Annotated in this window: 24 protein-coding genes and 2 pseudogenes; 11 read left to right on the top strand and 15 right to left on the bottom strand. The window is 72.7% G+C overall.

Going from position 1 to position 24,275, the window contains the following annotated elements:
• Positions 1–53: 53 nt before the first annotated feature.
• The 6 genes from ACIQ1J_RS09680 to ACIQ1J_RS09655 are packed head-to-tail and all read left to right on the top strand — an operon-like array spanning position 54 to position 4,559.
• On the top strand, positions 54–1,055 hold the full coding sequence (locus tag ACIQ1J_RS09680; RefSeq protein WP_403555621.1) for an SDR family NAD(P)-dependent oxidoreductase: 1,002 nt from the start codon (positions 54–56) through the stop codon (positions 1,053–1,055).
• Positions 1,056–1,088: 33 nt separating this feature from the next.
• The gene (locus ACIQ1J_RS09675) at positions 1,089–1,802 is read left to right on the top strand and encodes an NDP-sugar synthase (RefSeq protein WP_403555619.1); all 714 of its coding nucleotides are present in this window, start codon (positions 1,089–1,091) and stop codon (positions 1,800–1,802) included.
• 7 nt (positions 1,803–1,809) lie between these two features.
• Positions 1,810–2,736, top strand: coding sequence for an NAD-dependent epimerase/dehydratase family protein (locus tag ACIQ1J_RS09670; protein WP_403555617.1), 927 nt, complete (start codon positions 1,810–1,812; stop codon positions 2,734–2,736).
• Positions 2,733–3,395 (top strand): spherulation-specific family 4 protein, encoded by a 663-nt coding sequence (locus ACIQ1J_RS09665; protein WP_403555615.1) that lies wholly within the window; start codon positions 2,733–2,735, stop codon positions 3,393–3,395. Before ACIQ1J_RS09670 ends, ACIQ1J_RS09665 begins: the two co-directional genes overlap by 4 nt.
• Positions 3,392–4,201 (top strand): endo alpha-1,4 polygalactosaminidase, encoded by an 810-nt coding sequence (locus ACIQ1J_RS09660; protein WP_403555613.1) that lies wholly within the window; start codon positions 3,392–3,394, stop codon positions 4,199–4,201. The genes ACIQ1J_RS09665 and ACIQ1J_RS09660 overlap by 4 nt, the downstream gene beginning before the upstream one ends.
• Before the next feature lie 25 nt (positions 4,202–4,226).
• Entirely contained in the window at positions 4,227–4,559 is a 333-nt protein-coding gene (locus ACIQ1J_RS09655; RefSeq protein ID WP_121745334.1) for an antibiotic biosynthesis monooxygenase, read from the top strand.
• A gap of 48 nt (positions 4,560–4,607) precedes the next feature.
• Here the strand turns inward: ACIQ1J_RS09655 and ACIQ1J_RS09650 are convergent, their stop codons facing one another.
• From ACIQ1J_RS09650 to ACIQ1J_RS09630, 5 genes are all read right to left on the bottom strand, one after another.
• Positions 4,608–7,982 (bottom strand): pyruvate carboxylase, encoded by a 3,375-nt coding sequence (locus ACIQ1J_RS09650; protein ID WP_403555610.1) that lies wholly within the window; start codon positions 7,980–7,982, stop codon positions 4,608–4,610.
• 117 nt (positions 7,983–8,099) lie between these two features.
• A complete protein-coding gene (locus ACIQ1J_RS09645; RefSeq protein WP_403555608.1) occupies positions 8,100–8,417 on the bottom strand; it encodes a hypothetical protein in 318 nt (105 codons plus the stop codon).
• A 71-nt stretch (positions 8,418–8,488) separates the two neighbouring features.
• Entirely contained in the window at positions 8,489–9,490 is a 1,002-nt protein-coding gene (locus tag ACIQ1J_RS09640) for an ACP S-malonyltransferase (protein ID WP_403555607.1), read from the bottom strand.
• Positions 9,487–10,773 carry a beta-ketoacyl-[acyl-carrier-protein] synthase family protein gene (locus ACIQ1J_RS09635; RefSeq protein WP_403555605.1) on the bottom strand — a complete coding sequence of 429 codons (1,287 nt, stop codon included), beginning with the start codon at positions 10,771–10,773 and terminating at the stop codon, positions 9,487–9,489. The genes ACIQ1J_RS09640 and ACIQ1J_RS09635 overlap by 4 nt, the downstream gene beginning before the upstream one ends.
• The gene (locus ACIQ1J_RS09630; RefSeq protein ID WP_210958373.1) at positions 10,770–11,048 is read right to left on the bottom strand and encodes an acyl carrier protein; all 279 of its coding nucleotides are present in this window, start codon (positions 11,046–11,048) and stop codon (positions 10,770–10,772) included. The genes ACIQ1J_RS09635 and ACIQ1J_RS09630 overlap by 4 nt, the downstream gene beginning before the upstream one ends.
• Positions 11,049–11,519: 471 nt before the next feature.
• Between ACIQ1J_RS09630 and ACIQ1J_RS09625 the strand changes: the two genes are divergently transcribed.
• Positions 11,520–12,386 (top strand): CAP domain-containing protein, encoded by an 867-nt coding sequence (locus tag ACIQ1J_RS09625; protein ID WP_403555602.1) that lies wholly within the window; start codon positions 11,520–11,522, stop codon positions 12,384–12,386.
• A 6-nt stretch (positions 12,387–12,392) separates the two neighbouring features.
• Here ACIQ1J_RS09625 and ACIQ1J_RS09620 read toward each other — a convergent pair whose 3' ends face one another.
• Genes ACIQ1J_RS09620 through ACIQ1J_RS09610 form a run of 3 tightly spaced genes read right to left on the bottom strand, consistent with a single transcriptional unit; the run spans position 12,393 to position 14,799 of the window.
• Entirely contained in the window at positions 12,393–13,721 is a 1,329-nt protein-coding gene (locus tag ACIQ1J_RS09620) for an ATP-binding protein (RefSeq protein WP_403555600.1), read from the bottom strand.
• Positions 13,718–14,407: a response regulator transcription factor gene (locus tag ACIQ1J_RS09615; protein WP_403555598.1), complete on the bottom strand. Its 690-nt coding sequence runs from the start codon at positions 14,405–14,407 to the stop codon at positions 13,718–13,720. Before ACIQ1J_RS09615 ends, ACIQ1J_RS09620 begins: the two co-directional genes overlap by 4 nt.
• 53 nt (positions 14,408–14,460) lie before the next feature.
• Entirely contained in the window at positions 14,461–14,799 is a 339-nt protein-coding gene (locus tag ACIQ1J_RS09610) for a hypothetical protein (protein ID WP_403555596.1), read from the bottom strand.
• Here ACIQ1J_RS09610 and ACIQ1J_RS09605 point away from each other — a divergent pair.
• Positions 14,792–15,013 carry a hypothetical protein gene (locus ACIQ1J_RS09605; protein ID WP_403555594.1) on the top strand — a complete coding sequence of 74 codons (222 nt, stop codon included), beginning with the start codon at positions 14,792–14,794 and terminating at the stop codon, positions 15,011–15,013. The genes ACIQ1J_RS09610 and ACIQ1J_RS09605 overlap by 8 nt on opposite strands.
• Before the next feature lie 93 nt (positions 15,014–15,106).
• On the opposite strand, the gene ACIQ1J_RS09600 is transcribed toward ACIQ1J_RS09605, so the two are convergent.
• The 5 genes and pseudogenes from ACIQ1J_RS09600 to ACIQ1J_RS09580 form a co-directional block, all read right to left on the bottom strand.
• The gene (locus ACIQ1J_RS09600; protein WP_403555592.1) at positions 15,107–16,777 is read right to left on the bottom strand and encodes a cellulase family glycosylhydrolase; all 1,671 of its coding nucleotides are present in this window, start codon (positions 16,775–16,777) and stop codon (positions 15,107–15,109) included.
• A 200-nt stretch (positions 16,778–16,977) separates the two neighbouring features.
• A pseudogene (locus ACIQ1J_RS09595) lies at positions 16,978–17,223 on the bottom strand (RICIN domain-containing protein); the annotation flags it as partial.
• On the bottom strand, positions 17,217–17,366 hold the full coding sequence (locus ACIQ1J_RS09590; protein WP_403555831.1) for a hypothetical protein: 150 nt from the start codon (positions 17,364–17,366) through the stop codon (positions 17,217–17,219). The pseudogene ACIQ1J_RS09595 and the gene ACIQ1J_RS09590, both read right to left, overlap by 7 nt.
• An 81-nt stretch (positions 17,367–17,447) precedes the next feature.
• On the bottom strand, positions 17,448–17,714 hold the full coding sequence (locus ACIQ1J_RS09585) for a hypothetical protein (protein ID WP_403555590.1): 267 nt from the start codon (positions 17,712–17,714) through the stop codon (positions 17,448–17,450).
• Between the two features lie 71 nt (positions 17,715–17,785).
• Positions 17,786–18,793, bottom strand: coding sequence for a phosphotransferase (locus ACIQ1J_RS09580; protein WP_403555821.1), 1,008 nt, complete (start codon positions 18,791–18,793; stop codon positions 17,786–17,788).
• A gap of 359 nt (positions 18,794–19,152) precedes the next feature.
• On the opposite strand from ACIQ1J_RS09580, the pseudogene ACIQ1J_RS09575 reads away from it, so the two are divergent.
• Positions 19,153–19,693, top strand: a pseudogene (locus ACIQ1J_RS09575) (GlxA family transcriptional regulator); the annotation flags it as partial.
• Between the two features lie 52 nt (positions 19,694–19,745).
• Here ACIQ1J_RS09575 and katG read toward each other — a convergent pair.
• Both katG and ACIQ1J_RS09565 read right to left on the bottom strand, forming a co-directional pair.
• Positions 19,746–21,968 carry a catalase/peroxidase HPI gene (katG, locus tag ACIQ1J_RS09570; RefSeq protein ID WP_403555588.1) on the bottom strand — a complete coding sequence of 741 codons (2,223 nt, stop codon included), beginning with the start codon at positions 21,966–21,968 and terminating at the stop codon, positions 19,746–19,748.
• Positions 21,969–21,992: 24 nt separating this feature from the next.
• Positions 21,993–22,439, bottom strand: a complete 447-nt coding sequence (locus ACIQ1J_RS09565) for a Fur family transcriptional regulator (RefSeq protein WP_210958362.1) — start codon at positions 22,437–22,439, stop codon at positions 21,993–21,995.
• Between the two features lie 192 nt (positions 22,440–22,631).
• Here ACIQ1J_RS09565 and ACIQ1J_RS09560 point away from each other — a divergent pair, with 192 nt between their 5' ends.
• The gene (locus ACIQ1J_RS09560) at positions 22,632–23,732 is read left to right on the top strand and encodes a DUF475 domain-containing protein (protein WP_403555585.1); all 1,101 of its coding nucleotides are present in this window, start codon (positions 22,632–22,634) and stop codon (positions 23,730–23,732) included.
• A gap of 117 nt (positions 23,733–23,849) precedes the next feature.
• Positions 23,850–24,272: a DUF350 domain-containing protein gene (locus tag ACIQ1J_RS09555; RefSeq protein ID WP_403555583.1), complete on the top strand. Its 423-nt coding sequence runs from the start codon at positions 23,850–23,852 to the stop codon at positions 24,270–24,272.
• The last annotated feature ends 3 nt before the right edge of the window (positions 24,273–24,275 follow it).

The raw sequence follows: 24,275 nt of genomic DNA, 5'->3' as shown, positions 1-24,275 counted from the left end.
TCCCACTCGCCGATCCATCGACGTATCGACCCATCGACCGGAAGGACCCCCGCGTGACCGCCACACCGCTCGCCGCCGTCACCGGAGCCGAGGGATTCATCGGCTCCCACCTCACCAAGGCGCTCGTCGCCTCCGGGCACCGGGTGAGAGCCATGGCGCAGTACAACTCCTTCTCCTCCTACGGCTGGCTGGAGACCCTCTCCCCGGAGGTCCTCGATCAGGTCGAGATCGTTCTCGGCGACGTCCGTGACCCCGGTTCGGTCCGGCACCTCGTCGAGGGCGCCGACTGCGTCTACCATCTGGCCGCCCTCATCGCCATCCCGTACTCCTACCGGGCACCGCACAGCTACGTGGACACCAATGTCACCGGCACGCTGAACGTGCTGGAGGCGGTCCGTGCCCAGGGCACGCCCCGGCTGGTGCACACCTCCACCAGTGAGACGTACGGCACCGCGCGGACCGTGCCGATCACCGAGGACCATCCCATCAACACCCAGTCGCCGTACGCCGCGTCCAAGGCGGGCGGGGACCGGCTGGCGGACAGCTACCACGCCAGTTTCGACACGCCGGTGGTGACGCTGCGGCCCTTCAACACCTACGGTCCCCGGCAGTCCATGCGGGCGGTGATCCCGACCGTCATCGGTCAGGTGGCCGCCGGCGAACGGACCATCACCCTCGGGGACCTGCGTCCCACCCGGGACTTCACCTTCGTCAAGGACACCGCGCAGGCGTTCCTGGCGGTCGGCACCGCGCCCGCCGAGCGGGTCGTGGGCCATACCTTCAACGCCGGAACCGGCGGCGAGATCTCCGTCGGCGACCTGGTGGCGCTCATCGGCAAGGTGATGGACACCGACCTGGACGTACGGGAGGACGCGCAGCGTCTGCGGCCCGCGAACTCGGAGGTGATGCGGCTGGTCGCCGACGCGAGCCGGCTGCGGGAGGCGACCGGCTGGAGCCCCGGCCACGACCTGGAGCAAGGCCTCGCGCACACGGTGGAGTTCTTCCGCGACCCGGCCAACCTCGCCCGCTACAAGACCGGCATCTACAACATCTGACCACGCCCGGCACGTGAACCGAGGGGGAACCTCATGCACGCAGTGATCCTGGCCGGAGGCAAGGGCGTCCGGCTGCGGCCCTACACGACCACCCTGCCCAAGCCGCTCGTGCCCATCGGCGACCAGCACGCCATCCTGGAGATCGTCCTGCGCCAGCTCGCCTCGGCCGGGTTCACCGGCTGCACGATCGCCATAGGCCACCTCGGCGAGATCATCCGCGCCTACGTCGGCGACGGGTCGCAGTGGGGCCTGACCGTCGACTACGCCACCGAGGAGAGCCCCCTGGGGACCATGGGCCCGCTGCTCACCATGCGTGAGCGGCTGCCGGAGCACTTCCTGGTCATGAACGGTGACATCCTCACCGACCTCGACTACGCCGACGTCCTGCGCCGGCACAGCACGTCCGGCGCCCCGCTGACCATCGCCACGTACGCCAGGAAGGTGCACATCGACTTCGGTGTACTGACCACCGACGCGAGCAGGGTCGTCGCCTTCACCGAGAAGCCCAGCATGGACTACCACGTCTCCATGGGGGTGTACGGACTGACCCGCGCCACACTCGACGGCTACACGGCCGGACTACCCCTGGGCTTCGACGAGTTGGTCCTCGACCTGCTGCGCGCCGACGACCCGCCGCACGCCTACGACTTCGACGGCTACTGGCTCGACATCGGCCGCCCCGACGACTACGACCGGGCCAACGCCGAGTTCACCAGCCGCAAGTCCCTGCTGCTCAAGGGAGCCTGAGCACCACATGCGCATCCTCGTCCTGGGCTTCACCGGATATCTGGGCGCCCACGTCGCCGAGCGGCTGGGCGCCCTGTCCGGCGCACGGGTCCTCGGCGGCGGCCGCTCCGCGGCCGCCGACGTACGCGTCGACCTCGCCACCGACCCGGTCGACCGGCTGGCCGAAGCTCTGGCGTCGGCGGCCGTCGACACCGTCGTCAACTGCGCGGGCGCGACCGGCGGCGATCCGGTGACACTCGCCGAGCTCAACGCCCGCGGTCCCGCCGTGCTCTGCGCGGCGCTGCGCCGGGCCCGTCCCGCGGCCCGTCTGGTCCACCTGGGTTCGGCCGCCGAGTACGGGCCGGGGGCCGAGCGGGTCAGGGTGCCGGAGTCGGCGGCCACCCGGCCCCTCACCGCCTACGGCGCCACCAAGCTGGCCGGCACCGTCACCGTCGCCACCTCCGGGCTGGACGCGGTGGTCCTGCGGGTCGGCAACCCGGTGGGGCCCGGCGCACCGTCCTCCGGCCTGCCCGGCAGGGTCGGCGGGCTGCTGCGTACGGCGGGCACGGCGCCGGACGCGGTGCTCCGGCTGGGCGACCTGTCGGCGTACCGGGACTTCGTGGACGTCCGGGACGTCGCGCGGGCGGTCGAACGGGCGGTCACCGCGACCGCGCCGTTGCCGCGCGTGCTCAACATCGGCGGCGGCGAGGCCGTCCCGGTGCGCCGGCTGGTGCGGACGCTCGCGGACACCGCGGGCTTTTGCGGCCGGATCGAGGAAGAGGGCGCCGGTTCCGCCCGTTCGGACCGGGTTTCCTGGCAGTGCTCCGACATCGCCGCCGCCCGGGCCGCGCTCGGCTGGCGGCCCACGTACTCGCTCGACGAGTCACTGGCCGCGCTCTGGTCGGCCGGCGCCCGTCCCCCGTCCCTCGTCCCGGAAGGCGACCGCCCGTCGTGAGCCTGCTGATCCCGCTGTACGTCCATCCGGCCGAGGACCCGGGCTCCTGGCACCGGCTCATCACGGCGGCCGACCGCACGTACGGGGTCGTCATCAACCCCGCGAACGGTCCGGGCCGTGCGCCCGATCCCGCCTTCGCCGCGGCGGCCGGCGCGCTGCGGGCGGCGGGCGCCCGTCTGCTGGGCTACGTCGACACGGACTACGGCACGCGTTCGGCGGCCGACGTCGCCGAGGACGCCCGCCGGCACCGGGAGTGGTACGCGGCGGACGGGTGCTTCCTCGACCGGGTGAGTTCGGCCGCGACCGAACTGCCCGCCTACCGGGCGCTGGTGCGTGGTCTGCGCCGGCAGGGCTCGACCACGCTCGTGCTGAACCCGGGGGTCCACCCGGCGCCGGGTTACGCGCGTCTCGCCGATCTCGTCGTCACCTTCGACGGGTCCTGGTCGGCTTACGTGTCCGCGTTCAGCCGGCCGGACTGGACGCGAAGGCACCCGCCCGAGCGCTTCTGCCACCTGGTGTACGGGGTGCCCGAGGCGCTCGCCCCGCTCGCCGTACGGACCGCCCGCGAACGCGGCGCCGCGGTGTCCGGGCCCGTCACGGGGGAACCGCCCAACCCGTGGGCCCGCCTGACCCCCGTACTGACCGGGGTGGAGCGATGAGGAGGTGGGTACGGGCGTGCGCCGCGCTGCCGGCGGCGTTCATCCTCGCGGTGGTGGCCGGGTGTTCGGGCACGGACGGCACACCGACGCCGGACCCGTCCGCCACCGCCGTGTGGCAGCCCCGGCCCGGGCTGGCCTGGCAGTGGCAGCTCGACGGGAAGGTCGACCCGTCGGCCGATGTACCGGTCTACGACATCGACGGCTTCGAGAACGACGCGGCCGACGTGGACCGGCTGCACCGCGCCGGCCGCAAGGTGATCTGCTACGTCAACGTGGGGGCCTGGGAGGACTTCCGGCCCGACCGGGACGCGTTTCCCCGCGCGGTGCTGGGCGAGCCCAACGGCTGGCATGGCGAACGCTGGCTCGACATCCGCCGGATCTCCGTCCTCCGGCCGATCATGGAGCGGCGTTTCGACATGTGCCGGGACAAGGGGTTCGACGCGGTGGAACCCGACCTGGTGGAGGGATACGCCGACGAGACGGGCTTCCCGCTCACCGCCCGGGACCAGTTGGCGTACAACCGCGTGATCGCCGAGATCGCCCACGAACGCGGCCTGGCGGTGGGCCTCAAGAACGACCTGCCGCAGATCCCGCAGCTGGTGGACGACTTCGACTTCGCGGTCAACGAGCAGTGCGCCGAGTACGGCGAGTGCGCGCGGCTCAGGCCGTTCGTCGAGGCCGGCAAGGCGGTCTTCCACGTGGAGTACAGCGAGCCGACCCGTGGCTTCTGCCCCGAGTCACGCCGGCTCGGGCTGTCCTCGATGCTGAAGCGACCGGAGCTCGGGGTCTGGCGCGATCCCTGCTGACCGCGGCATGCGGCAGGATGGGACCATGAGCGTAGTCAAGATCAACGTACTGACCGTTCCCGCCGAGCAGCGAGAGACGCTGGAGAAGCGCTTCGCCTCGCGGGCCCATGCCGTGGAGAGCTCCGACGGGTTCGAGTGGTTCGAACTCCTGCGGCCCGTGGAGGGCACCGACGACTACCTCGTCTACACGCGCTGGCGCGACGAGGAGTCCTTCCAGGCCTGGATGGAGGGGCCCATGAAGGCCGCGCACCAGGGCGGTGGCGGCGCGGAGGGTGCGGAGCGCCCCAAGCCCGCGGCGAGCGGGTCCACGCTGTGGTCCTTCGAGGTGGTGCAGCAGGCGGCGCCCAAGGAGGCGTGACGTCGGCGGCGGCCACGGCCCTGCGTCGGGCCGTGGCCGCCGTCCGTCTCAGCCGAGCTGGACGAGGAGGTCTCCCCCCTCGACCTGCTGGACGCGGTTGATGGCGAGCCTGTTCACCGTGCCGGACTTCGGTGCGGTGATCGTGGCCTCCATCTTCATCGCCTCGATGGTGGCCACCGTGGCACCGGCCTCGACCTCGTCGCCCTCGGCGACGGCGAGGGTCACCACGCCCGCGAAGGGTGCCGCGACGTGGCCGGGGTTCGACCGGTCGGCCTTTTCCGTGACGGGGACGTCGGAGGCCGCCGAGCGGTCGCGGACCTGGATCGGGCGGAGCTGGCCGTTCAGGGAGGACATCACGGTGCGCATGCCGCGTTCGTCGGCGTCGCCGACCGCCTGCAGTTCGATGAGCAGACGGACCCCGGGGTCGAGGTCGACCGTGTACTCCCTGCCGGGGCGCAGCCCGTAGAAGAAGTCCTTGCTGTCCAGGACGCTGGTGTCGCCGAAGGTGTTGCGGTGGGTGTCGAACTCGCGGGCCGGTCCGGGGAACAGCAGCCGGTTGAGGGTGGCCCGGCGGTCCTTGGCCAACCCGGTGCGCTCGTCCCCGCTCAGCTCCGCCACCGGCCTGGCCTCGGCGCGGCCCCGCAGCGCCTTGCTGCGGAACGGCTCGGGCCAGCCCCCGGGCGGGGTGCCCAGCTCGCCGCGGAGGAAGCCGATGACGGAGTCGGGGATGTCGAACCGGTCGGGGTCCGCCTCGAAGTCCGCCGGGGAGACACCGGCGCCCACCAGGTGCAGCGCCAGGTCGCCGACCACCTTGGAGGAGGGCGTGACCTTCACCAGGCGGCCCAGCATCCGGTCGGCTGCGGCGTACATCGCCTCGATGTCCTCGAAGCGGTCGCCGAGGCCGAGCGCGATGGCCTGGGTGCGCAGGTTGGAGAGCTGCCCGCCGGGGATCTCGTGGTGGTAGACACGGCCGGTCGGCGAGGCCAGGCCCGCCTCGAAGGGGGCGTAGACCTTGCGGACGCTCTCCCAGTACGGCTCCAGGTCGCCGACGGCCTGGAGGTCGAGGCCGGTGGGCCGCTCGGTGTGGTCGGTCGCGGCGACGATCGCCGACAGTGACGGCTGCGAGGTGGTGCCCGCCATGGACGCCACGGCCCCGTCGACGGCGTCGGCGCCGGCCTGGATCGCGGCGAGGTAGGTGGCGAGCTGGCCGCCCGTGGTGTCGTGGGTGTGCAGGTGCACCGGCAGGTCGAACTCGCGGCGCAGCGCGGACACCAGGGTCGCCGCGGCCGGTGCCCGCAGCAGGCCGGCCATGTCCTTGACGGCCAGGACGTGGGCGCCGGCGGCCACGATCCTCTCGGCGAGCCGCAGGTAGTAGTCGAGCGTGTAGAGCCGCTCGGACGGGTCGGACAGGTCGGCGGTGTAGCACAGGGCCACTTCGGCGACGGAGGTGCCGGTCTGCCGTACGGCGTCGATGGCGGGCCGCATCTGGTCGACGTCGTTGAGGGCGTCGAAGATGCGGAAGATGTCGATGCCGGTGGCCGCGGCCTCCTGGACGAAGGCGTCGGTCACCTCGGTCGGGTACGGGGTGTAGCCCACGGTGTTGCGGCCGCGCAGCAGCATCTGGAGGCAGATGTTGGGCACGGCCTCGCGCAGGGCGGCCAGCCGCTCCCACGGGTCCTCGGCGAGGAAGCGCAGGGCGACGTCATAGGTGGCTCCGCCCCAGCACTCGAGGGACAGCAGCTGGGGCAGGGAGTGCGCGACCTGCGGGGCGACGGCGAGCATGTCCTTGGTGCGGACCCGGGTGGCGAGCAGCGACTGGTGGGCGTCGCGGAACGTGGTGTCGGTGACGCCGATGGAGGGCGACTCGCGCAGCCGGCGGGCGAAGCCCTCCGGGCCGAGTTCGGTGAGCCGCTGCCGGGAGCCGGCCGGGGGTTCACCGGCGGCGAGCGGCGGCAGCTTGGTCAGCGGATCGACGAGTTCGGGCCGCTCGCCGTGCGGCTTGTTCACCGTGACGTCGGCGAGGTAGGTCAGCAGCTTCGTGCCGCGGTCGGCGGAGTGGCGGGAGGTGAGCAGGTGCGGGCGCTGCTCGATGAAGGACGTGGTGACCTGGCCCGCCTGGAAGTCGGGGTCGTCCAGCACCGCCTGGAGGAAGGGGATGTTGGTGGCGACGCCGCGGATGCGGAACTCGGCCACGGCACGCCGGGCGCGGCCCACCGCGGTGGCGAAGTCCCGGCCCCGGCAGGAGAGTTTGACCAGCATCGAGTCGAAGTGGGCGCTGATCTCCGTACCGGCGTGGGTGGTGCCGCCGTCGAGGCGGATGCCCGAGCCGCCGGGCGAGCGGTAGGCGCTGATCTGCCCGGTGTCCGGGCGGAAGCCGTTGGCCGGGTCCTCGGTGGTGATGCGGCACTGGAGAGCGGCGCCGCGCAGGGTGATGTTCTCCTGGGCGAGCCCCAGCTCGGCCAGCGTCTCACCGGCGGCGATGCGCAGCTGGGACTGGACGAGGTCGACGTCGGTGACCTCTTCGGTGACCGTGTGCTCGACCTGGATGCGCGGGTTCATCTCGATGAAGACGTGGTTGCCGTCGCGGTCGACGAGGAACTCCACGGTGCCGGCGTTGCGGTAGCCGATCTGCCGGGCGAAGTTCACGGCGTCGGCGCAGATCCGCTCGCGCAGGGCCGGATCGAGGTTGGGCGCGGGGGCGAGTTCGATGACCTTCTGGTGGCGGCGCTGCACCGAGCAGTCCCGCTCGAAGAGGTGGATGACGTCGCCCTGGCCGTCGGCGAGGATCTGGACCTCGATGTGGCGGGGTTCGACGACGGCCTTCTCCAGGAACACCGTGGAGTCGCCGAAGGCGGAGGCCGCCTCCCGGGACGCGGCCTCGATGGCCTCGCGCAGCTGGGCGGGTTCCTCGACGCGGCGCATGCCGCGACCGCCGCCGCCCGCGACCGCCTTGACGAACACGGGGAAGCCGACGTCGTCGGCGGCGCGGACGAGTTCGTCCACGTCGTCGGAGGGCGCGGAGGAGCCGAGGACGGGCACGCCCGCCTCGCGGGCGGCGGCGACGGCCCGGGCCTTGTTGCCGGTCAGTTCGAGGATCCGGGCGCTCGGTCCGACGAACGTGATGCCGGCCTCTTCGCACGCGCGGGCCAGTTCGGGGTTCTCGGACAGGAATCCGTAGCCCGGATAGACGGCGTCGGCTCCCGCCCGGCGTGCCGCGCGGACGATCTCCTCCACGGAGAGATACGCGCGCACCGGATGTCCCGGCTCCCCGATCTCGTAGGCCTCGTCGGCCTTCAGTCGGTGCAGCGAGTTGCGGTCCTCGTGCGGGAAGACGGCGACGGTGCGCGCGCCGAGCTCGTAGCCCGCGCGGAACGCCCGGATCGCGATCTCACCGCGGTTGGCGACCAGCACCTTGCGGAACATTGTTGATCCCTTCAGCCTGCCGGGTGACGAGACCATGGTGTCGGCGCCGCCTCCGGTACGCCATGTGAGCCGGGCCACTCACCGGCCCGTACCCCGCCGTGTGAGGTCGCGGTCGGGTCAGATGTCGGAGTCGATTCCGGTGACCACGGTGGGTCCGAGCGGCGCGCTGCCGCCGTCCAGGCCGGCCGCGCGCAGGGCGGAGTCCGCGACCTCCCGGGCACGGCCCTCCGCGTGGGCGGCGGTGTCCGCCTCGACGGTGAGGCGGATGGTGAAGGTGCCGTCCTCGTTGACCGAGAGGGCGTCGAGGTCCTCCTCGTCTCCCAGGTGGGTGCGGTGCGGATCCGCGGGACGCAGCGCCCGGGCGAGCTCGTCCTTCGTGGCGTCCTGGACCGCGCCGGTGAACGTCCCCGGCACCGAGATGACATACGTCGTCATGTGCACTCCTCCTTCGGATCCCCTCCGCCTACCCCGATACGGCCGCGGGACCCGGACGGAACGGCTCCTCGTCACCGCAGGGCCGCGGTGAGGCGGTGGCGGATGCGCTCGGCGTCGGCCGGTGTACGGGCGGGGGCGGCTGTGGTGCAGCCCGGCAGGCCGGCCTTGGCCAGGGTGCTCAGCAGGGCCCGGGGGCCGCTGTCGAGGTAGGTGGTGAAGCCTGCGAGGCGCATCGCGCGCAGGGTGTGGTGGAAGGCCACGGGCTCGGTGAGGTGGGCGGCCGCGGCGGTGCGCAGCTGGGCCGGGGTGCGTGCGGGGCGGGCGTCGGTGGCGGTGTACACGGCGAGCGTGGGCGGCGCGACGGGCTGTGCCCGCAGGAGGCGGCGGAAGGCCCGGTGGACGTCGGCGAGCAGTGGGTGGTGGTAGGCGGTGCGGCTGGTCAGCCCGGTGGTGCGATGGCCGAGTTCCCGGGCGGTTCGCCGAGCGGCGGCCAACTGGTCCTCGGGGCCGGCGAGGACGGTCTGGGCGGGGGCGTTGTGGGCAGCGATCCGTACCTGCGGCAGGCCGGCGGTGCGCAGCAGGTCCGCAGCCTGGCCGGCGTTCATGTCGGTGGCCAGCAGGCCGGCCGCCGGCAGCGCGGCGTCCCGCAGCAGCCGGTCGCGGACGTGCAGCAGTCGGACGCCCTGTTCCAGGGTGATGGCTCCGGCCACGGTGAGCGCCGCGAGGTCTCCCACGCTGTGGCCGAGGACCGCGTGGACGGGCGGTGTCGCGAGGTCGAGCAGGACGGTCGCGGAGGCGACCACCGCCGCGTAGGTGGCCAGGTCGAAGGCGAGCGGGTCGGCGAGCAGGAGCTGGTCGGGGTCGGGCGCCCCGACATCCGTGAGGAGGCGGACGACGGGCGTCCCGGTGCCGCCGAGTGCGGTGCTGTGGGCATCCACCCTCCGCAGCGCCCCTGAGACGGACGGGACGTCGCGCAGGTGGCGCAGCGCGCCCGGGAGGTAGGCCCCCTGGCCGGGGCACATCAGCACGGTGCGCGGTGTGCCGCCGGCGGGGGCCGGGGCCGCGCGTCTCATGAGGCGCCGGCGAAGGCGAGCGCGACGTTGTGCCCGCCGAAACCCATGCTCGTAGTGACCGCCGCCAGGGGCCCGGAGGGCAGTGCCGCCGGGCTGCGGCCCACGACGTTCAGGTCGATCTCGGGGTCCACACGTTCGAGGCTGCACGCGGGCGGTGCGGTTCTGTCCCGCAGGGCGAGCACGGTGAGGACGGCCTCGATGGCACCGGCGGCCCCCAGCGTGTGCCCGAACGCGGCCTTGGTCGCGCTGACCGCCACGTCGCCCAGCACCCCGGCGAAGACCTTGTGCAGCGCCTGTGCCTCACCGAGGTCGCCGAGCGGCGTCGAGGTGGCGTGGGCATTGATGTGCTGGACCTGCTCCGGGAGGAGCCCGGCATCGCGCAGCGCGGCGTCCACGGCGGCCGCGCAGCCCGTTCCGCCGGGCGCGGGCTGGGCCACGTGGTGGCTGTCGTTGGTGATGCCCGCGCCGGTCAGCCGGCCGTGGACGCGGGCCCCGCGGGCGGCGGCGTGCTCGGCGCTCTCGACGACGAGCATGCCGGCGCCCTCGCCCATCACGAAACCGTCCCGGTCGGCGTCGAAGGGCCTGGACGCCCCCTTGGGGTCGTCCAGGCGCCGGGAGAGAGCCTGCAACCGCGCGAACCCGGCCAGGGCGAGCGGGTGCAGCGCCGCCTCGGTGCCGCCCGCGACCACGATGTCGGCGCGGCCCTCCCGGATCAGGCCGAGGGCCTGGGCCAAAGCCTCGGCGCCGGAGGCGCAGGCACTGACCGGGGCGTGGACTCCGGCCTTGGCGCCCACCATCAGCCCCACTTCGGCGGCCGGGTGGTTGGGCAGCATGACCGGGATGGTGCGCGGGCTCACCCGTCTGGCGCCCCGGGTCTCCAGGCGGCGGTTCTGCTCCAGGACGCTGGTCAGGCTGCCCAGCCCCACCCCGACGACCACGGCCACCCGTGAGCCGCCCGCGGCGGGTGACGACGCCTCCGGGAAACCGGCGTCGCGGACGGCCTCCCTCGCGGCGACGAGGGCGAACTGCGCCGAGCGGTCGCAGTGCGCCGCCTTGGCGGAGGACAGGACCGTCCCGGGATCGACCGCCGCCCGGGCCGCGAGATAGGTCTGCTCCGGGCCTTCCGGCGTCCCGAAGTCGACGCGTTCGACGCCGCACCCGCCGTCCAGCAGGGCCCGCCAGGTGGAGGGGACGTCGCCGCCCAGCGCGGTCGTCAGCCCGAGCCCGGTGATGACGGCGGCGCGCTCCTCGCGGGCCGGGTCGGCCGCGCGTCGTGGGCTCACGCGCTGCCGCCCGCGGGGGCGGCGACGGCTTCGGCGAGGTGGGCGGCGATCTGCCGTACGGTCGTGAGCCGGTCCGCCTGCTCCTGCGGCACCTCGATCTGCCAGCGGTCCTCGATCGCGGCGACAAGTTCCAGCATGGCCAGCGAGTCGACGCCCAGGTCGTCCTTCAGGGAGGAGTCCGGTCCGATCTCCTCCACGGCCAGGTCCTCGACCGTCGCGGCCAGCAGTTCCCGCAGTTCGTCGAGCAGCTGTCGTTCGTCAGCGATGGACGGCATGTCCGGTTCCTCCTTGTCCGTGCGCGGCGCGCCCGCGGTGGACGGGAGGACCCGGCCTCCGGGAGGTGCGCCGACGGTGTACCGGCGATCTGCCGGACACACGCCGACAGACTGTCCGGCCGCCCGGCGCGGCAAGCGCCCCGCACGGGGGGACGGCGGGGCATCGGGGGCACTCGAGGGGCTCCTGTGGACACCCACGTCCTCTCTTCACGCTGAAGCGCCCCCGCGGTGGGCTGAGGGTGGCGGAGGGCGAGCGCGTAACGGGGCCGGGCACGTCGAGGCGGCACGGTCGCACTTCCTCAGCGGACTTTGGCGGCTCTTTTAGGGCTTTCTGAAGAAGACCTTCGAACGGCCGTTTCCACGCGGACGCGCCCTAGGCTCTCGAACACCCCCCACAGTCCCGGTGGGCGCGGTCGCGTCCACCGGGTACGGGGCTCCGTCAGCCGACAGACAAGCCGAGGTGTCCTGCGTATGGGTTCCCGCCGAGCCGCTCGCCCGTCCCGTAACCACGCCCGCCCGCGCGGCGGGCTCAGGACCCGCGGTACCGCGCTGGTGCTCGGCGCGGTCACCGTGACGGCGGGTGTCGGGATCACGCTGGCCGTCGCCGGGGGCGAGGACGGCTCGGCCGCGGACCGGGTCGCCACGAGCGCCGCCGGCGAGGCACCGGGCGCCGAGGACGCGGCGGGCGGCGCGGCACCACTGGCGTCCGCGTCGGCGAGCCCGAGCGCCACGGCGAGCAGCTCGCCGAGCGGGAGCGCCAAGCCCAAGGAGAAGCCGAAGAAGACGGCGAGCCCGGCCGGCAGCCCGTCGAAGGCGGCCGAGCCCGCGTCAAAGGCGCCCGTCAGGACGACGGCGAAGAGCGGCGGCGACCGGCCGGCGGGCGGTGGCGACACGGGGTCGGGCAGCACCGGGGCGGGTTCGGACTCGGGGCCGGACTCCGGATCCGGCGGGGGCGGCGGGCCCGAGGCGCAGGTGCTCGCGCTCGTGAACGAGGAGCGGGCGTCGGCGGGCTGCTCGCCGGTCACGGCGAACGACCGGCTGACCCGGGCCGCCGACGACTACAGCGACGTCATGGCGGACAGCGGTGTGATGTCCCACACGGGCCCCGACGGCTCCACGATGACGACCCGGGTCGAGGCCGCCGGTTACCGGTGGTCCACGCTGGGCGAGAACATAGCCCGGGGCCAGGCGGACGCCGCCTCGGTGATGGACTCCTGGATGAACAGCCCCGGCCACCGCGCGAACATACTCAACTGCTCCTTCAAGGAGCTGGGCGTCGGCGTCCACTTCGGCGACGGCGGCCCCTGGTGGACCCAGAACTTCGGCGCCAGTCGCTGACGCCCGTCACCGCACCCCACCGCCGGCGCCGCTCGCGCCGGCGAGCACGAACGACACCCGCACCCGCGCGCCGCCCAGTGGCGCGCGGGTGATCGTCAGTTCGCCGTCCGCCGCGCGGGCCGCCCGGGCCACGATGTCCAGGCCGAGGCCGGTGGAGCCGCCGACGCTGACGCCCCGGGTGAGCGCCGCCTCGGGGTCGGCCACGCCCGGTCCCGCGTCGTCGACCGTGAGGAACACGTGCCGCTCCGCCCGCTCCACACGGACGGCGAAGGCGGTGCCCTGCGGGGTGTGCCGGAAGACGTTTCCGATCAGGGCGTCGACGACGGCCGCGAGGTCGTCCTCGGGGAAGGCGACCGGCGCCGGGCGCGGGGTCAGGGAGCGCTCGTACGGCCGGCCCTGCTGGGTGGCGAGGACCGACCAGAAGTCCAGGCGCATGGCGACCACCTCGGCGACGTCGCACGGTCTGGCCGGGCCCGCCCCCGCACCGCCGTGCCGCACCGCGGCCAGGGGCGTGCGCGCGGCCGCGATGACCGAGTCGAGCTCGCTCTCCAGCCGGCCGGCCGCTTCCGTGACCCGCCGGGCGCTCGGTGTCGCGCCCATCCGGTCGGCCTCCAGGTAGAGGGCGGTCAGCGGGGTGCGCAGCCGGTGCGAGAGGTCGGCGACCAGTTCGCGTTCGACGGCCAGCAGGTCGACGACCCGGCCGGCCATGGTGTTGAACGCCACACCGGCTTCCTGGAGCTCGGGCGGACCGTCCGGTGCGACCCGTACGTCCAGGTTGCCGGAGCCGAGGGCGAGCGAGGCCCGCTTGAGGCCGCGGGAGGAGCGGACGACGCGGGCGCCGAGCCGGTCGGCGACGAGCACCGAGCCGCCGACCAGGCCCAGCGCGAGCAGCGCCATCACGCCCCACGACGCGGCCACGCCCCTGGTGAGGTCCGCGGCGGGCACGTAGGCCTCCACGACCGCGACCCGGTCGCCCCGCAGGACGACGGGCTGGAGGTAGACCCAGCCGTCAGCGGTGTCGACGGCGAGCGTCTCGCGCCCCCGCACGGCCCGGTCGAGCGCGTCCTCGGGTGCGTGCGGAGTGCCGACGAAACCGCCGTCGGGCAGCCGTACGACGAGCTGGTCGGAGGAGCCCAGCTCGGCGACGGCCTGCTGCACGTCGGCGCGCCGGGTGGTGAGGGCGAGCACCGGGGAGAGGGCCGAGGCGCGCTGCTCGGCGGCGGTGGTGACCCGGTCCCGGGCCTGTTCGCGGACGAGGAGGGCGAGCGGGATGAGGAACGACAGCGCCACCATGGAGGTGACGGCCAGGGCGATCCCGGCGAGGGCACGTCTCATGGCGAGCTGACCAATTTGATGCCGATGCCGCGCACGGTGTGGAGGTAGCGGGGCTTTCGCGCCTTCTCCCCCATTTTGCGGCGGAGGGCGGAGAGGTGGACGTCCACCGTCTGGTCCTCCACGTACGGCTGCTGCCACACCTCGGCGAGTATCCGCTGCCTGGATATGACCTGGTCGGCGTTGGCGGCCAGGTAGGCGAGCAGGTCGAACTCGCGGCGGGTGAGGGGCAGTTCTGTGCCGGCGAGGTGTGCGGTGCGCCCGGTGAGGTCGATGCGCAGGTCGGCGACCTGGACGACGGGCCGCCGCGCGGCGCGGACGTCGGCGGGGACGGTGCGGCGCAGCACGGCGGCGAGCCGGGCGGCGAGCTGCCCGCCGGAGAAGGGCTTGACCATGTAGTCGTCGGCCCCGGCGTTGAGCAGCCGGATGATCTCCGTGTCGTCGTCGCGGGCGGTGGCGACCAGCACCGGGACGCGGGAGATGCCACGGATCATCCGCAGCACGTCCAGCCCGTCGAGGTCGGGCAGCCCGAGGTCGAGCACCACGATGTCCGGCGGGCTCTGCGTGATGTCGCGCAACGCCTCGAAACCCTGGTGTGCGGTCTTCACCGCGTAGCCGTGTCCGGTCAGGACCTCGATCAGCGCGGCCCGGATCACGGGGTCGTCCTCGACGACAAGTACGGAGGCCATGGGCAGGCACGTTAGCCGGTCCGTCACTATGGTGTCGTGTCCCGCCTCCTGCGCTATCTGATCATCTGGCTGTCCTGCACGGCAGCCAGTGTCACGGCTGTCATCATCACGATCCACTTCGTGGTGGGTTCGACCCGGCCGACAGCGCCGGTCGCGCAGTCGGCGCCGAAGGAGCTCCCGGCGTCCCCCCGGCCCGCACCGTCCACGACCGCGAAGCCCTCCCCCAGCCCGTCGCCGACCAGCCGGAAGCCCAGCCCGACACCGTCCCGTACGAGCGAGAAGCCGCCCGAACCGAGGCCGACACCGACGCCCACCGCCCGCACCACGCCCCCGCCCTCTCCGACGGGCGGGGGCGACCCGGGCTGCGAGGAGGGCGGGGCCGGTGTGTACACGGTGCCGTCCGAGGGCGGCAAGGCGACCGTGCGGTCCGGCGGCAGCGGGGTGTGCCTGGTCTCGGCGGTGCCGAACCGGGGCTTCACGGTGAGTACGGAGCAGAGCGGGCCGCAGACGCTGACGGTGACCTTCTCGGCGAGCCGTCACCGGTCGGAGATCACCGCGACGACGCAGCCGCGGAGCCAGGCCAACGTCCGCGAGGTGTCGTGGTGACGCCCCCGGCGCACACACCCCGGGTCCGCCCGGCGCCCGCCGCCCGGTGCCGCCCGTCGGCGGACTGCGGTCACCGGGCGGTGGGCCGTGCGGTCACGTCGTGGCGCAGGCGGTCCCGTTCAGGCTGAACCCGGTCGGGGCGGTGTTGGTGCTGCCCTTCTCGCCGGTGAACCCGAGGGTGACCGTGCCGCCGGCGGGGATCGTGGTGGTGTAGGAGGCGGGGGCGACGCTGACCGCGCCGGCGTTCTGGGCCGGGGTGCCTCCCCACATGTTCGCGATCGTCTGGCCGTCGGCGAAGGCGAAGGTGAGCGTCCACGGGCCGATGGGGGCGGTGCCGGTGTTGCGGACGGCGATCTCGCCCTGGAAGCCGCCCGGCCACTCGCCCACGACGCGGTATCCGACGGAGCACGCGGCGCCGGGGGTGCTGCCGCCTTCGCCGGTGGTGACGTCCACGGTGGCGGAACGGGCCGAGCGGTTGCCCGCCGCGTCGCGGGCGTAGACGGCGAAGGTGTACGTGGTGTCGGCGGTGAGGCCCGTCACGGTGGCGGTGTTGGTGGTGGAGGCCGCGACCTCACTCTCGGCGCCGCCGCCGACCCGGACGACGTCGTACCCGGTGACGCCCACGTTGTCGGTGGCGGCGGTCCAGCCGAGGGTGACGGAGTCGTCGGTGACGGCGGACGCCGCCGGGGTGCCCGGCACCGTCGGGGCCTGGGTGTCGTCCGGGGCGCCGCCGCCGAAGACCGTGGCCTCCTTCGAGGTCCGGGCGATCCCGTCGGCGCCGTGGAAGATGCGCTCGCCCCAGGAGCTGAGCCGGCTGGGGTCGAAGTCGAGGGCGAGGTCGAGGACCGGGTCGGTGTTGCCGCTCCAGGACCAGGCCAGGTAGCCCAGGCGGAGTCGTTCGGCGGTGGCCATCATGGTGTCCTCGTCCGGGTCGCCCCACTGGTCGGCGGGGCCGCCGAACTCGCCGATGAGGATGGGCAGTCCGGCGTCGACGAAGGCCTGCAGGTAGCCGGTGATCTCCTGGGCGGTGTCGTAGACGCTGTACATGTGGATCGAGAAGATCAGATTGCCCTTGGGGTCGGCGTCGTGGACGGACTGGGCGTTGGCCCGCATGACCCCCTGCCAGTCCTGGCCCCAGTTGGGCGCGTCGATCATGATCGTGTGCTGGAAGCCGGCGGCGCGCAGCTTCTCGATCGCCGCGATGGTCGGCTCGGTCCAGCCGGCGGGGTCGGTGTTGCCCCAGGGCTCGTTGCCGATGTTGACGACGACGTAGTCCTCTTCGCCGGCCAGCACGTCCTTCAGGCCGATCCAGTAGTCGGCGGCGTGGTCGAGCGTGCCGGCGGCGGCGTCCTCGCCGTAGCCGGTGGTGTCGTGCACCTCCAGCACGCAGATCAGCCGGTTCGCCTTGCACTGGTCGACGACGGCGGCCACGTCCTCGGGGCTGTTCTCGCTCCAGCGGTGGCCGTCGGAGAGGACGACCCGGACGGTGTTGGCGCCCAGCGCCTTGACGTCCGCCAGTGACTGGGTCTCGCCGGGATACCAGGTGTGGGCGTGGTTGACCCCGCGCATGACGAAGTCGTTGCCGTTGCCTTCCACCAGCCGGCCGTCACTGATGTGCAGGCCGGTGGCCTGGGCACCGGGCGACTGGGCCAGTGCGACGGCCGGGCAGAGGGCTCCGACGACGACCAGGCCGATGAGGGCGGCCAGTCCGGTCAGCAGGCGGGTCAGAAGGCTCTTCGGCGTATCGCGTCTTGCTGTGCGCACGGCGACTCCATGGCTGAGTAGTGCGGACACGATGGACAACGAGGGTGTGGGAGCGCTCCCATGAACTCATTACGCCGCGTACACGTCAAGTCATCGGACGGAAAACGCTTGCCACACACTTGCCCCTGCCATGACTCACCGACCGGCCGCCCGTTTCCCGGGCGGCCGGTCGGCCGGTGTCACTCGCCTCGCGGCACTCGTCAGGGCAGGGTCCACTTCTGGTTGGAGCCGGTGTGGCAGGTCCACAGGTGGACGGGCGTCCCGTCGTTCCAGGTGCCGCCCGACGCGTCCAGACACTTGCCCGACTGCGGATTGCGCACGGTCCCGTCCGGCTGGGCCGCCCACTTATGCGCGGCCGTGCCGTTGCACGTCCAGAGCTGGATCCGCGTACCGTCCGCGCTGCCGCCACCGGACACGTCCAGGCACTTGCCCAGCGCCTTCAGCGTCGGCCGGCCTGTGGACGTACCGCCGCCGCCAGCAGTTCGGCGACGGCGAGCGCGGCGCAGCCCGCGAGGAGACCGCTCAGCGCACCCAGCCCGAGCCGTGTGCCTGTCCCCGGATTCCGCGGTTTCTCCTCTTCGTCTCTCACGTCGGTAATCCGGCCCCGCCCGGTCGGCGGATTCGTCCGGAAGCCAATCGAAGGAGGCAAGGAACGGTGGCCGACGTGCCGTCAGGGCACGTCGCCCCACCAGTCGAAGCGGTGGGGGTCGCCCGTCCTCGGGCCGTACGCGGAGCGGCCGCCGGGGCCGTAGCGGCCTATCTCCGTCGCCAGTGGCACTCCCCGGCCGCGCTCCCGCTCGGTGAGGTCGGTGACGTCCAGGAGCAGACCGTCCAGGGGGCCGCCCACCAGTTGGGCGTAGACGCGTCCGGCCCGCGGCCCGGGATCGTCGTGGTCGGCGCCGTAGACCCTGCCCCGCATGAACTCCACCTCATCCATGCCTCGCAGCCTCGCATCCGCCACTGACAACGGCGCGCGGGGCCCGTCCACAACCTCCCGGGACAGAACACCTAGACCGGCGGCTCGTCGAGCAGTTCCAGCAGGCAGCGGGCGCCCTCCCGGGCCACCGCGGCACCGGCGGCGCCGCTCGCGGCGGGGAACAGCCTGCCGTAGGCGCCGGCCCGGCTCAGGGCACTCAGCCGCCACGCGAGGCTCACCGCACGCCGTAGTTCCGCCGTGCTCCGGCCCGCGCCCGTCCACGGCTCCAGGTAGGCGTCACGCAGCCGCGGCAGTACGTGCGGCCCGTATCGCTCGCGGGCCCGGCGGGCGGGGACCGGCAGGCTGCAGAAGGGGTGTGAGACGACGGCGTCTCCCCAGTCGAAGAACGTGAACCTGCCCGGTCCGGGGTGGAACAGCTGGCCGTCGTGCAGATCCGCGTGGTCGAGGGAGTCCGGGAGGCCCAGGGCCGCGAGTTCCGCGCACCATTCCGCGAGGCGGGGGCGGAGTTCCCGGAGTCCTGCCCGTTCCTCCGGCCGCAGCGAGGTGTGGTCGAGCCGGTCGAAGACGTCGGCCAGGGCGGTGACCGGCGCGCCGGGGACACCCAGCCGCTCGATCTCCCGGACGCGCGGAACCAGGGCGTACTGCATGGCGGCGTACCGGCGCAGCAGCTCCTCCCAGGTGCCGGGGCCGGCCGGCTCCCGGTCGAGTACGTCCCGGAGGAGTGGTCCCCCGTCGGGCAGCAGCGACCAGCCGCGGTCGGTGTCCACCGCCAGCGGCTCCAGTACGTGCTCCGGCACCCAGCGGGCCAGCGCCTCGGTCAACGGCCCCTCGAAGGCGCTGGCCGGCGGATTCGCCTTGAACCAGACCGCGCCGCGCCCCTCGACGGACAGCCGCACCAGGACCGACCAGGGCCGCAGCCGTACCCGCCGCTCCCCCGTCGCCCGCAGGCCGCGGGCGGCCAGCTCGCCCGCCACCCAGCCGAGGGCCGCGGTCCGCCAGGCCTCGTCCTCCCAGGGGGTCACCGCGTCCTGGTACCGCCCCCGGTCCACGACCACTGGCGTCTTCGTCTCGCTCCGCATCACGCCATCCCAGCATCGCGTCCCACGGGTTGCCAGGGCTTTTCGTCCCGGCGGCGGCGCCACTGCCGGGTGCGGCCCGGCACGGCGGACGGTGAGGGCGGGGAGGGCCGCGACGGCGCACACCGCGCCGAGGACGACCCAGCCGGGGTCGTAGCCGGCGCAGGTGTCCCGGGCGCCGCCGAGGAAGGCGGCCAGTGCCGCGCCGACCTGGTGGACAGCGTTGGTCCAGCCGAAGACGATGGCGCTGTCGTCGCCGTGGAACCGACGGCACAGTGCGATGACGGGCGGCACCGTGGCGAGGTCGAGGAGGGCGGCGAGGACGACGAAGGCCATCATCGGCGGCGTGACGGTCGCGCTCGGAGGTCGACGTCGATCCGGACGTGCTCTGCACCGACGACCGGTTCGTCCTCACCTCGGCCGGGGTGGCCGCCGGGATCGATCTGTGCCTGCACATGATCCGTGACGACCAGGGCGCGGAGGTGGCGAACACGGTGGCACGCGGCACCGTGGTGCCGCCCCATTGCGAGGGCGGTCAGGCGCAGTACATCGACCGTCCGATCCAGCAGGTGGACGACTGCTCGACGGCCGCCGCCCGTACGTACGCGCTCCAGCGGCTGGGCGAGCCCCTCGACCTCGAAGAACTCGCCCGGCAGGCGGCGATGAGCGTGCGGACCCTCAACCGGAGGTTCCGGCAGGAGACCGGGGGGGGCGCCCATGCAGTGGCTCGGCCGGCAGCGCCTCGACTACGCCCGGCGGCTGCTGGAGCGCAGCGACGAGCCGGTCGACCGCGTCGCCGCCCGTTCCGGTTCCGGTACCGGGACCGCGATGCGCCAGCACTTCCGCGAGGTCCTCGGTGTGTCACCGCGCGCGTATCGCGACACCTTCCGCGGGACGGCGTAGTACCGGGGCGTCCGGGCCGGGCGGGTGGCCGGCCCGGCCCGGACGCGGGGGGTCAGACCAGGTCGAAGCGGTCGAGGTTCATGACCTTGACCCAGGCGGCGACGAAGTCGTGCACGAACTTCTCCTTCGCGTCGTCGCTCGCGTAGACCTCGGCCAGTGCCCGCAGCTCGGAGTTCGAGCCGAAGACCAGGTCGGCGCGGCTGCCGGCCCACTTGATCTCACCGGTGGCGGCGTCGCGGCCCTCGAACGTGGTCTGGTCCTCGGACGTCGACTTCCACGTGGTGCCCAGGTCGAGCAGGTTGACGAAGAAGTCGTTGGTGAGCGAGCCGGGCGTCCTGGTGAAGGCGCCGAGCTGGGACTGCTGGTGGTTGGCGCCCAGGACGCGCAGGCCACCGACCAGGACGGTCATCTCGGGCGCGCTCAGGGTGAGCAGGTTCGCCCGGTCGAGCAGCAGGAACTCGGCCTGCAGGCGGTTGCCCTTGCCGTGGTAGTTGCGGAAGCCGTCGGCGGTCGGCTCGAGTGCCTCGAACGACTCGGCGTCGGTGTGCTCCTCCGTCGCGTCCACGCGGCCCGCGGCGAAGGGAACCTCCACCTGGAAGCCGGCTTCCTTGGCGGCCTTCTCGACGGCGGCGGTACCGCCGAGGACGATCAGGTCGGCCAGCGACACCCGCTTGGCGCCGGCGCCGGAGTTGAACTCCCGCTGGACGCCCTCCAGGACCCGCAGAACCTGCGCCAGCTCGTCGGGCTCGTTGACGTCCCAGCCGCGCTGCGGCTCGAGGCGGATACGGGCGCCGTTGGCACCGCCGCGCTTGTCGCTGCCGCGGAAGGTGGACGCCGAGGCCCACGCGGTGGACACCAGCTGTGCGACGGACAGACCGGACTCGAGGAGCTTGGTCTTGAGGGTCGCGACGTCCTCGGCGTCGATGCCCTCGCCCTCGGTCTCGGGCAGCGGGTCCTGCCAGAGCAGGGTCTCCTCGGGGACCTCCGGGCCGAGGTACAGGGACTTCGGGCCCATGTCACGGTGGGTCAGCTTGTACCAGGCGCGGGCGAAGGCGTCCGCGAACTCCTCCGGGTTCTCGTGGAACCGGCGGGAGATCGGCTCGTAGACCGGGTCGTAGCGCAGCGACAGGTCGGTGGTGAGCATCCTCGGGCGGTGCTTCTTCGACGGGTCGTGCGCGTCGGGGACGATCTCCGGGGCGTCCTTGGCCACCCACTGGTTGGCGCCGGCCGGGCTCTGCTCCAGCTCGTACTCGTACTCGAAGAGGTTCTTGAAGAACCCGTTGCTCCACCGGGTCGGGGTCGTGGTCCAGGTGACCTCCAGGCCGGAGGTGATGGCGTCCGGGCCCCTGCCCGTGCCGTGGGTGCTCTTCCAGCCCAGGCCCATCTCCTCCATGGCGGCGGCCTCGGGGTCGTCGCCGACGGCGTCGGCGGGGCCGGCGCCGTGGGTCTTGCCGAAGGTGTGTCCGCCGGCGATCAGCGCGACGGTCTCCTCGTCGTTCATCGCCATGCGGCGGAACGTCTCACGGATGTCGCGGGCGGCGGCGATCGGGTCCGGGTTGCCGTTCGGGCCCTCCGGGTTGACGTAGATCAGGCCCATCTGGACCGCGCCGAGCGGGTTCTCCAGCTCGCGGTCGCCGGTGTGGCGCCCGTCGTCGAGCCAGGTCGTCTCGGGACCCCAGTAGACGTCCTCCTCGGCCTCCCAGACGTCGGCGCGGCCACCGGCGAAGCCGAAGGTCTCGAAGCCCATCTGCTCCAGGGCGACGTTGCCGGTGAGGACCAGCAGGTCGGCCCAGGAGATGTTCTGGCCGTACTTCTTCTTGACGGGCCACAGCAGGCGGCGGGCCTTGTCGAGGTTGCCGTTGTCCGGCCAGCTGTTGAGCGGCGCGAAACGCTGCTGGCCGGCGCCGGCGCCGCCGCGGCCGTCGCTGATGCGGTAGGTGCCCGCGCTGTGCCAGGCCATCCGGATCATCAGCGGGCCGTAGTGCCCGAAGTCGGCGGGCCACCAGTCCTGCGAGGTGGTCAGCACCCCGGCGATGTCCCGCTTCACGGCCGGCAGGTCGAGGGCGTTGAACGCCGCGGCGTAGTCGAACTCCTCACCGAGCGGGTTGGCGACGACCGGGTTCCTGGCGAGGATCTTCAGGTTGAGCCGCTCCGGCCACCACTGACGGTTTCCGCCTCCCTGCGTGGGGTGCGGGGCGCGTCCGTGGGCGACCGGGCAGCCACCCGCCTCCTCGGTTTTCGCGTCGGTCACGATGGCGTCGTGGTTCTCGGACATGGGAATCCTTCCAAGCGGGGCGGATCAAGGTGCTGGGGAACTGCCGGTGGTGGAGCAGTCGGGGCACAGGCCCCGGTAGATGACCTCGGCCTCGTCTATCGAGAAGCCGTGGTCGTCGGAGGCGGTCAGGCAGGGCGCCTCGCCGACGGCGCAGTCGACGTCGGCGAGCGCACCGCAGGACCGGCACAGGACATGGTGGTGGTTGTCCCCCACCCGTCCCTCGAACCGCGCCGGGCCGCCGGGCGGCTGGATGCGGCGCACGAGTCCCGCCGCGGTGAGCGCGTGCAGGCCCTCGTACACGGCCTGGAGGGAGACGTGGCCCACGCGCAGGCGCACCCCGGACGCGATCGCCTCGACGACGAGGTGATCGCCTCGTCGGACGGTCTCGAGCAGCGCGAGACGGGCGGCGGTCACGCGTAGGCCGGCCCCGCGCAGTTCCGCGGCGACGGCCGGATCCCGGGATGCGGTCATGGCGGCGAACCTACTCCCGTAAACACGAACCCCTCAAGGAAACGAAGCGATCCATTTCAGTGACTGCCAGGTGCCGTACCCGGCCTGCCCCGGTGGCGGCGAACGATCGTGGTAGACAACGTCGGTGAGGGGCACTGGCAACGAAACGCCACATCCCGGCACCGCGCGACAACAGGAGTGAGTGAGCAGCCCGTGCTATTGAAGACGTTCCGTTGGGCCTTCGCCGTCACCGCCCTGGGCCTGGCCGCGGGTGTGCTGTACGAGGGGTGGACCGCCTTCGGCCTCGTGGCCATCCTCGCCGTGCTGGAGATCTCCCTGTCCTTCGACAACGCGGTGATCAACGCCGGAATCCTGAAGAAGATGAGCGCCTTCTGGCAGAAGATCTTCCTCACCGTCGGCATCCTGATCGCCGTCTTCGGCATGCGCCTGGTCTTCCCGGTGGTGATCGTGGCGATCAGCGCCCGGCTGAGCCCCTGGTCCGCGGTGCATCTGGCGCTCACCGACAAGCAGCGCTACCAGGAGCTGGTGACGGACGCCCATCCGTCGATCGCCGCCTTCGGCGGCATGTTCCTCCTGATGATCTTCCTCGATTTCGTCTTCACGGACCGGGAGATCAAGTGGCTCGGCCCGCTGGAGCGCCCGCTGGCCAAGCTCGGCAGGGTGGACATGCTGTCGGTCTGCATCGCCCTGATCGCGTTGCTCGCGGCGGCGGTCACCGTGGGTGCCCACGCCCACCAGCACGGCGGCACGCACGTCGACAAGACGGAGACGGTCCTCCTCGCCGGTGTCGCCGGTCTGATCACCTACATGGTCGTCGGCGGTCTCTCCGGCTACTTCGAGGGGAAGCTCGAACGGGAGGAGGAGCGCGAGCACGCGGCCGAGGAAGAGGCCGAACGCACCGGCAGGCCCCGCTCGGCCGTCGCCCTCACCGGCAAGGCCGCGTTCTTCATGTTCCTGTACCTGGAGGTCCTGGACGCGTCCTTCTCCTTCGACGGCGTCATCGGTGCCTTCGCCATCACCAACGACATCGTGCTGATGGCGATCGGCCTGGGCATCGGCGCCATGTACGTCCGGTCGCTGACCGTCTACCTGGTCCGCCAGGGCACCCTCGACGACTACGTCTACCTGGAGCACGGCGCCCACTACGCCATCGGCGCCCTCGCCACCGTCCTCCTGGTGACCATCCAGTACGAGATCAACGAGATCATCACCGGCCTCATCGGCGTGGTCCTGATCGGCGCCTCCTTCTGGTCCTCCGTGCGCCGCAACCGCGCACTCGCGGCGTCCTCCTGACTCCACGTCCGGCCGAACTCCCGGATTGCCGGACCGAGGAGTCAAGAGGCCGAACGGGTGCGCTACATTTTGCAGCGCCTTGACCACGATCTCTCACGCTACGGAGCCGGCACCCCCATGAGCGACATCGTCAACGGACTCGGCCGTGCCACCGCCTACGGCGGCCTCGGCCTCGTCCTTCTGGTCCTCGGCATCGTCCTGGTCGACGTGCTGACGCCCGGAAAGCTCGGCCGGCAGATCTGGGAGCAGCGCAACCGCAACGCGGCCATGGTGCTCAGCTCCGCGCTGCTCGGTATCGGCGGCATCGTGTTCACCTCCATCTGGACGACGTACGAGGACTTCGGCAAGGGCCTGGTGTCCACCGCGGTGTTCGGGCTGCTGGGCCTCGTCATGATGGCCGTGGCCTTCCTGGTCGTCGACCTGATCACCCCGGGCCGACTGGGCGAGACGCTGGTCGAGTCCGAGCCCCACCCCGCGGTGTGGGTGACGGCCTCCTGCAACCTGGCCGTGTCCGCGGTCGTTTCGGCCTCCATCGCTTGACGC

It is taken from the genome of Streptomyces sp. NPDC097107 (assembly GCF_044762405.1).
Taxonomy (GTDB): Bacteria; Actinomycetota; Actinomycetes; order Streptomycetales; family Streptomycetaceae; genus Streptomyces; species Streptomyces thinghirensis.
Note: the sequence above shows the minus strand (reverse complement) of the source record. Positions and strands in the feature narration are given on the sequence as shown.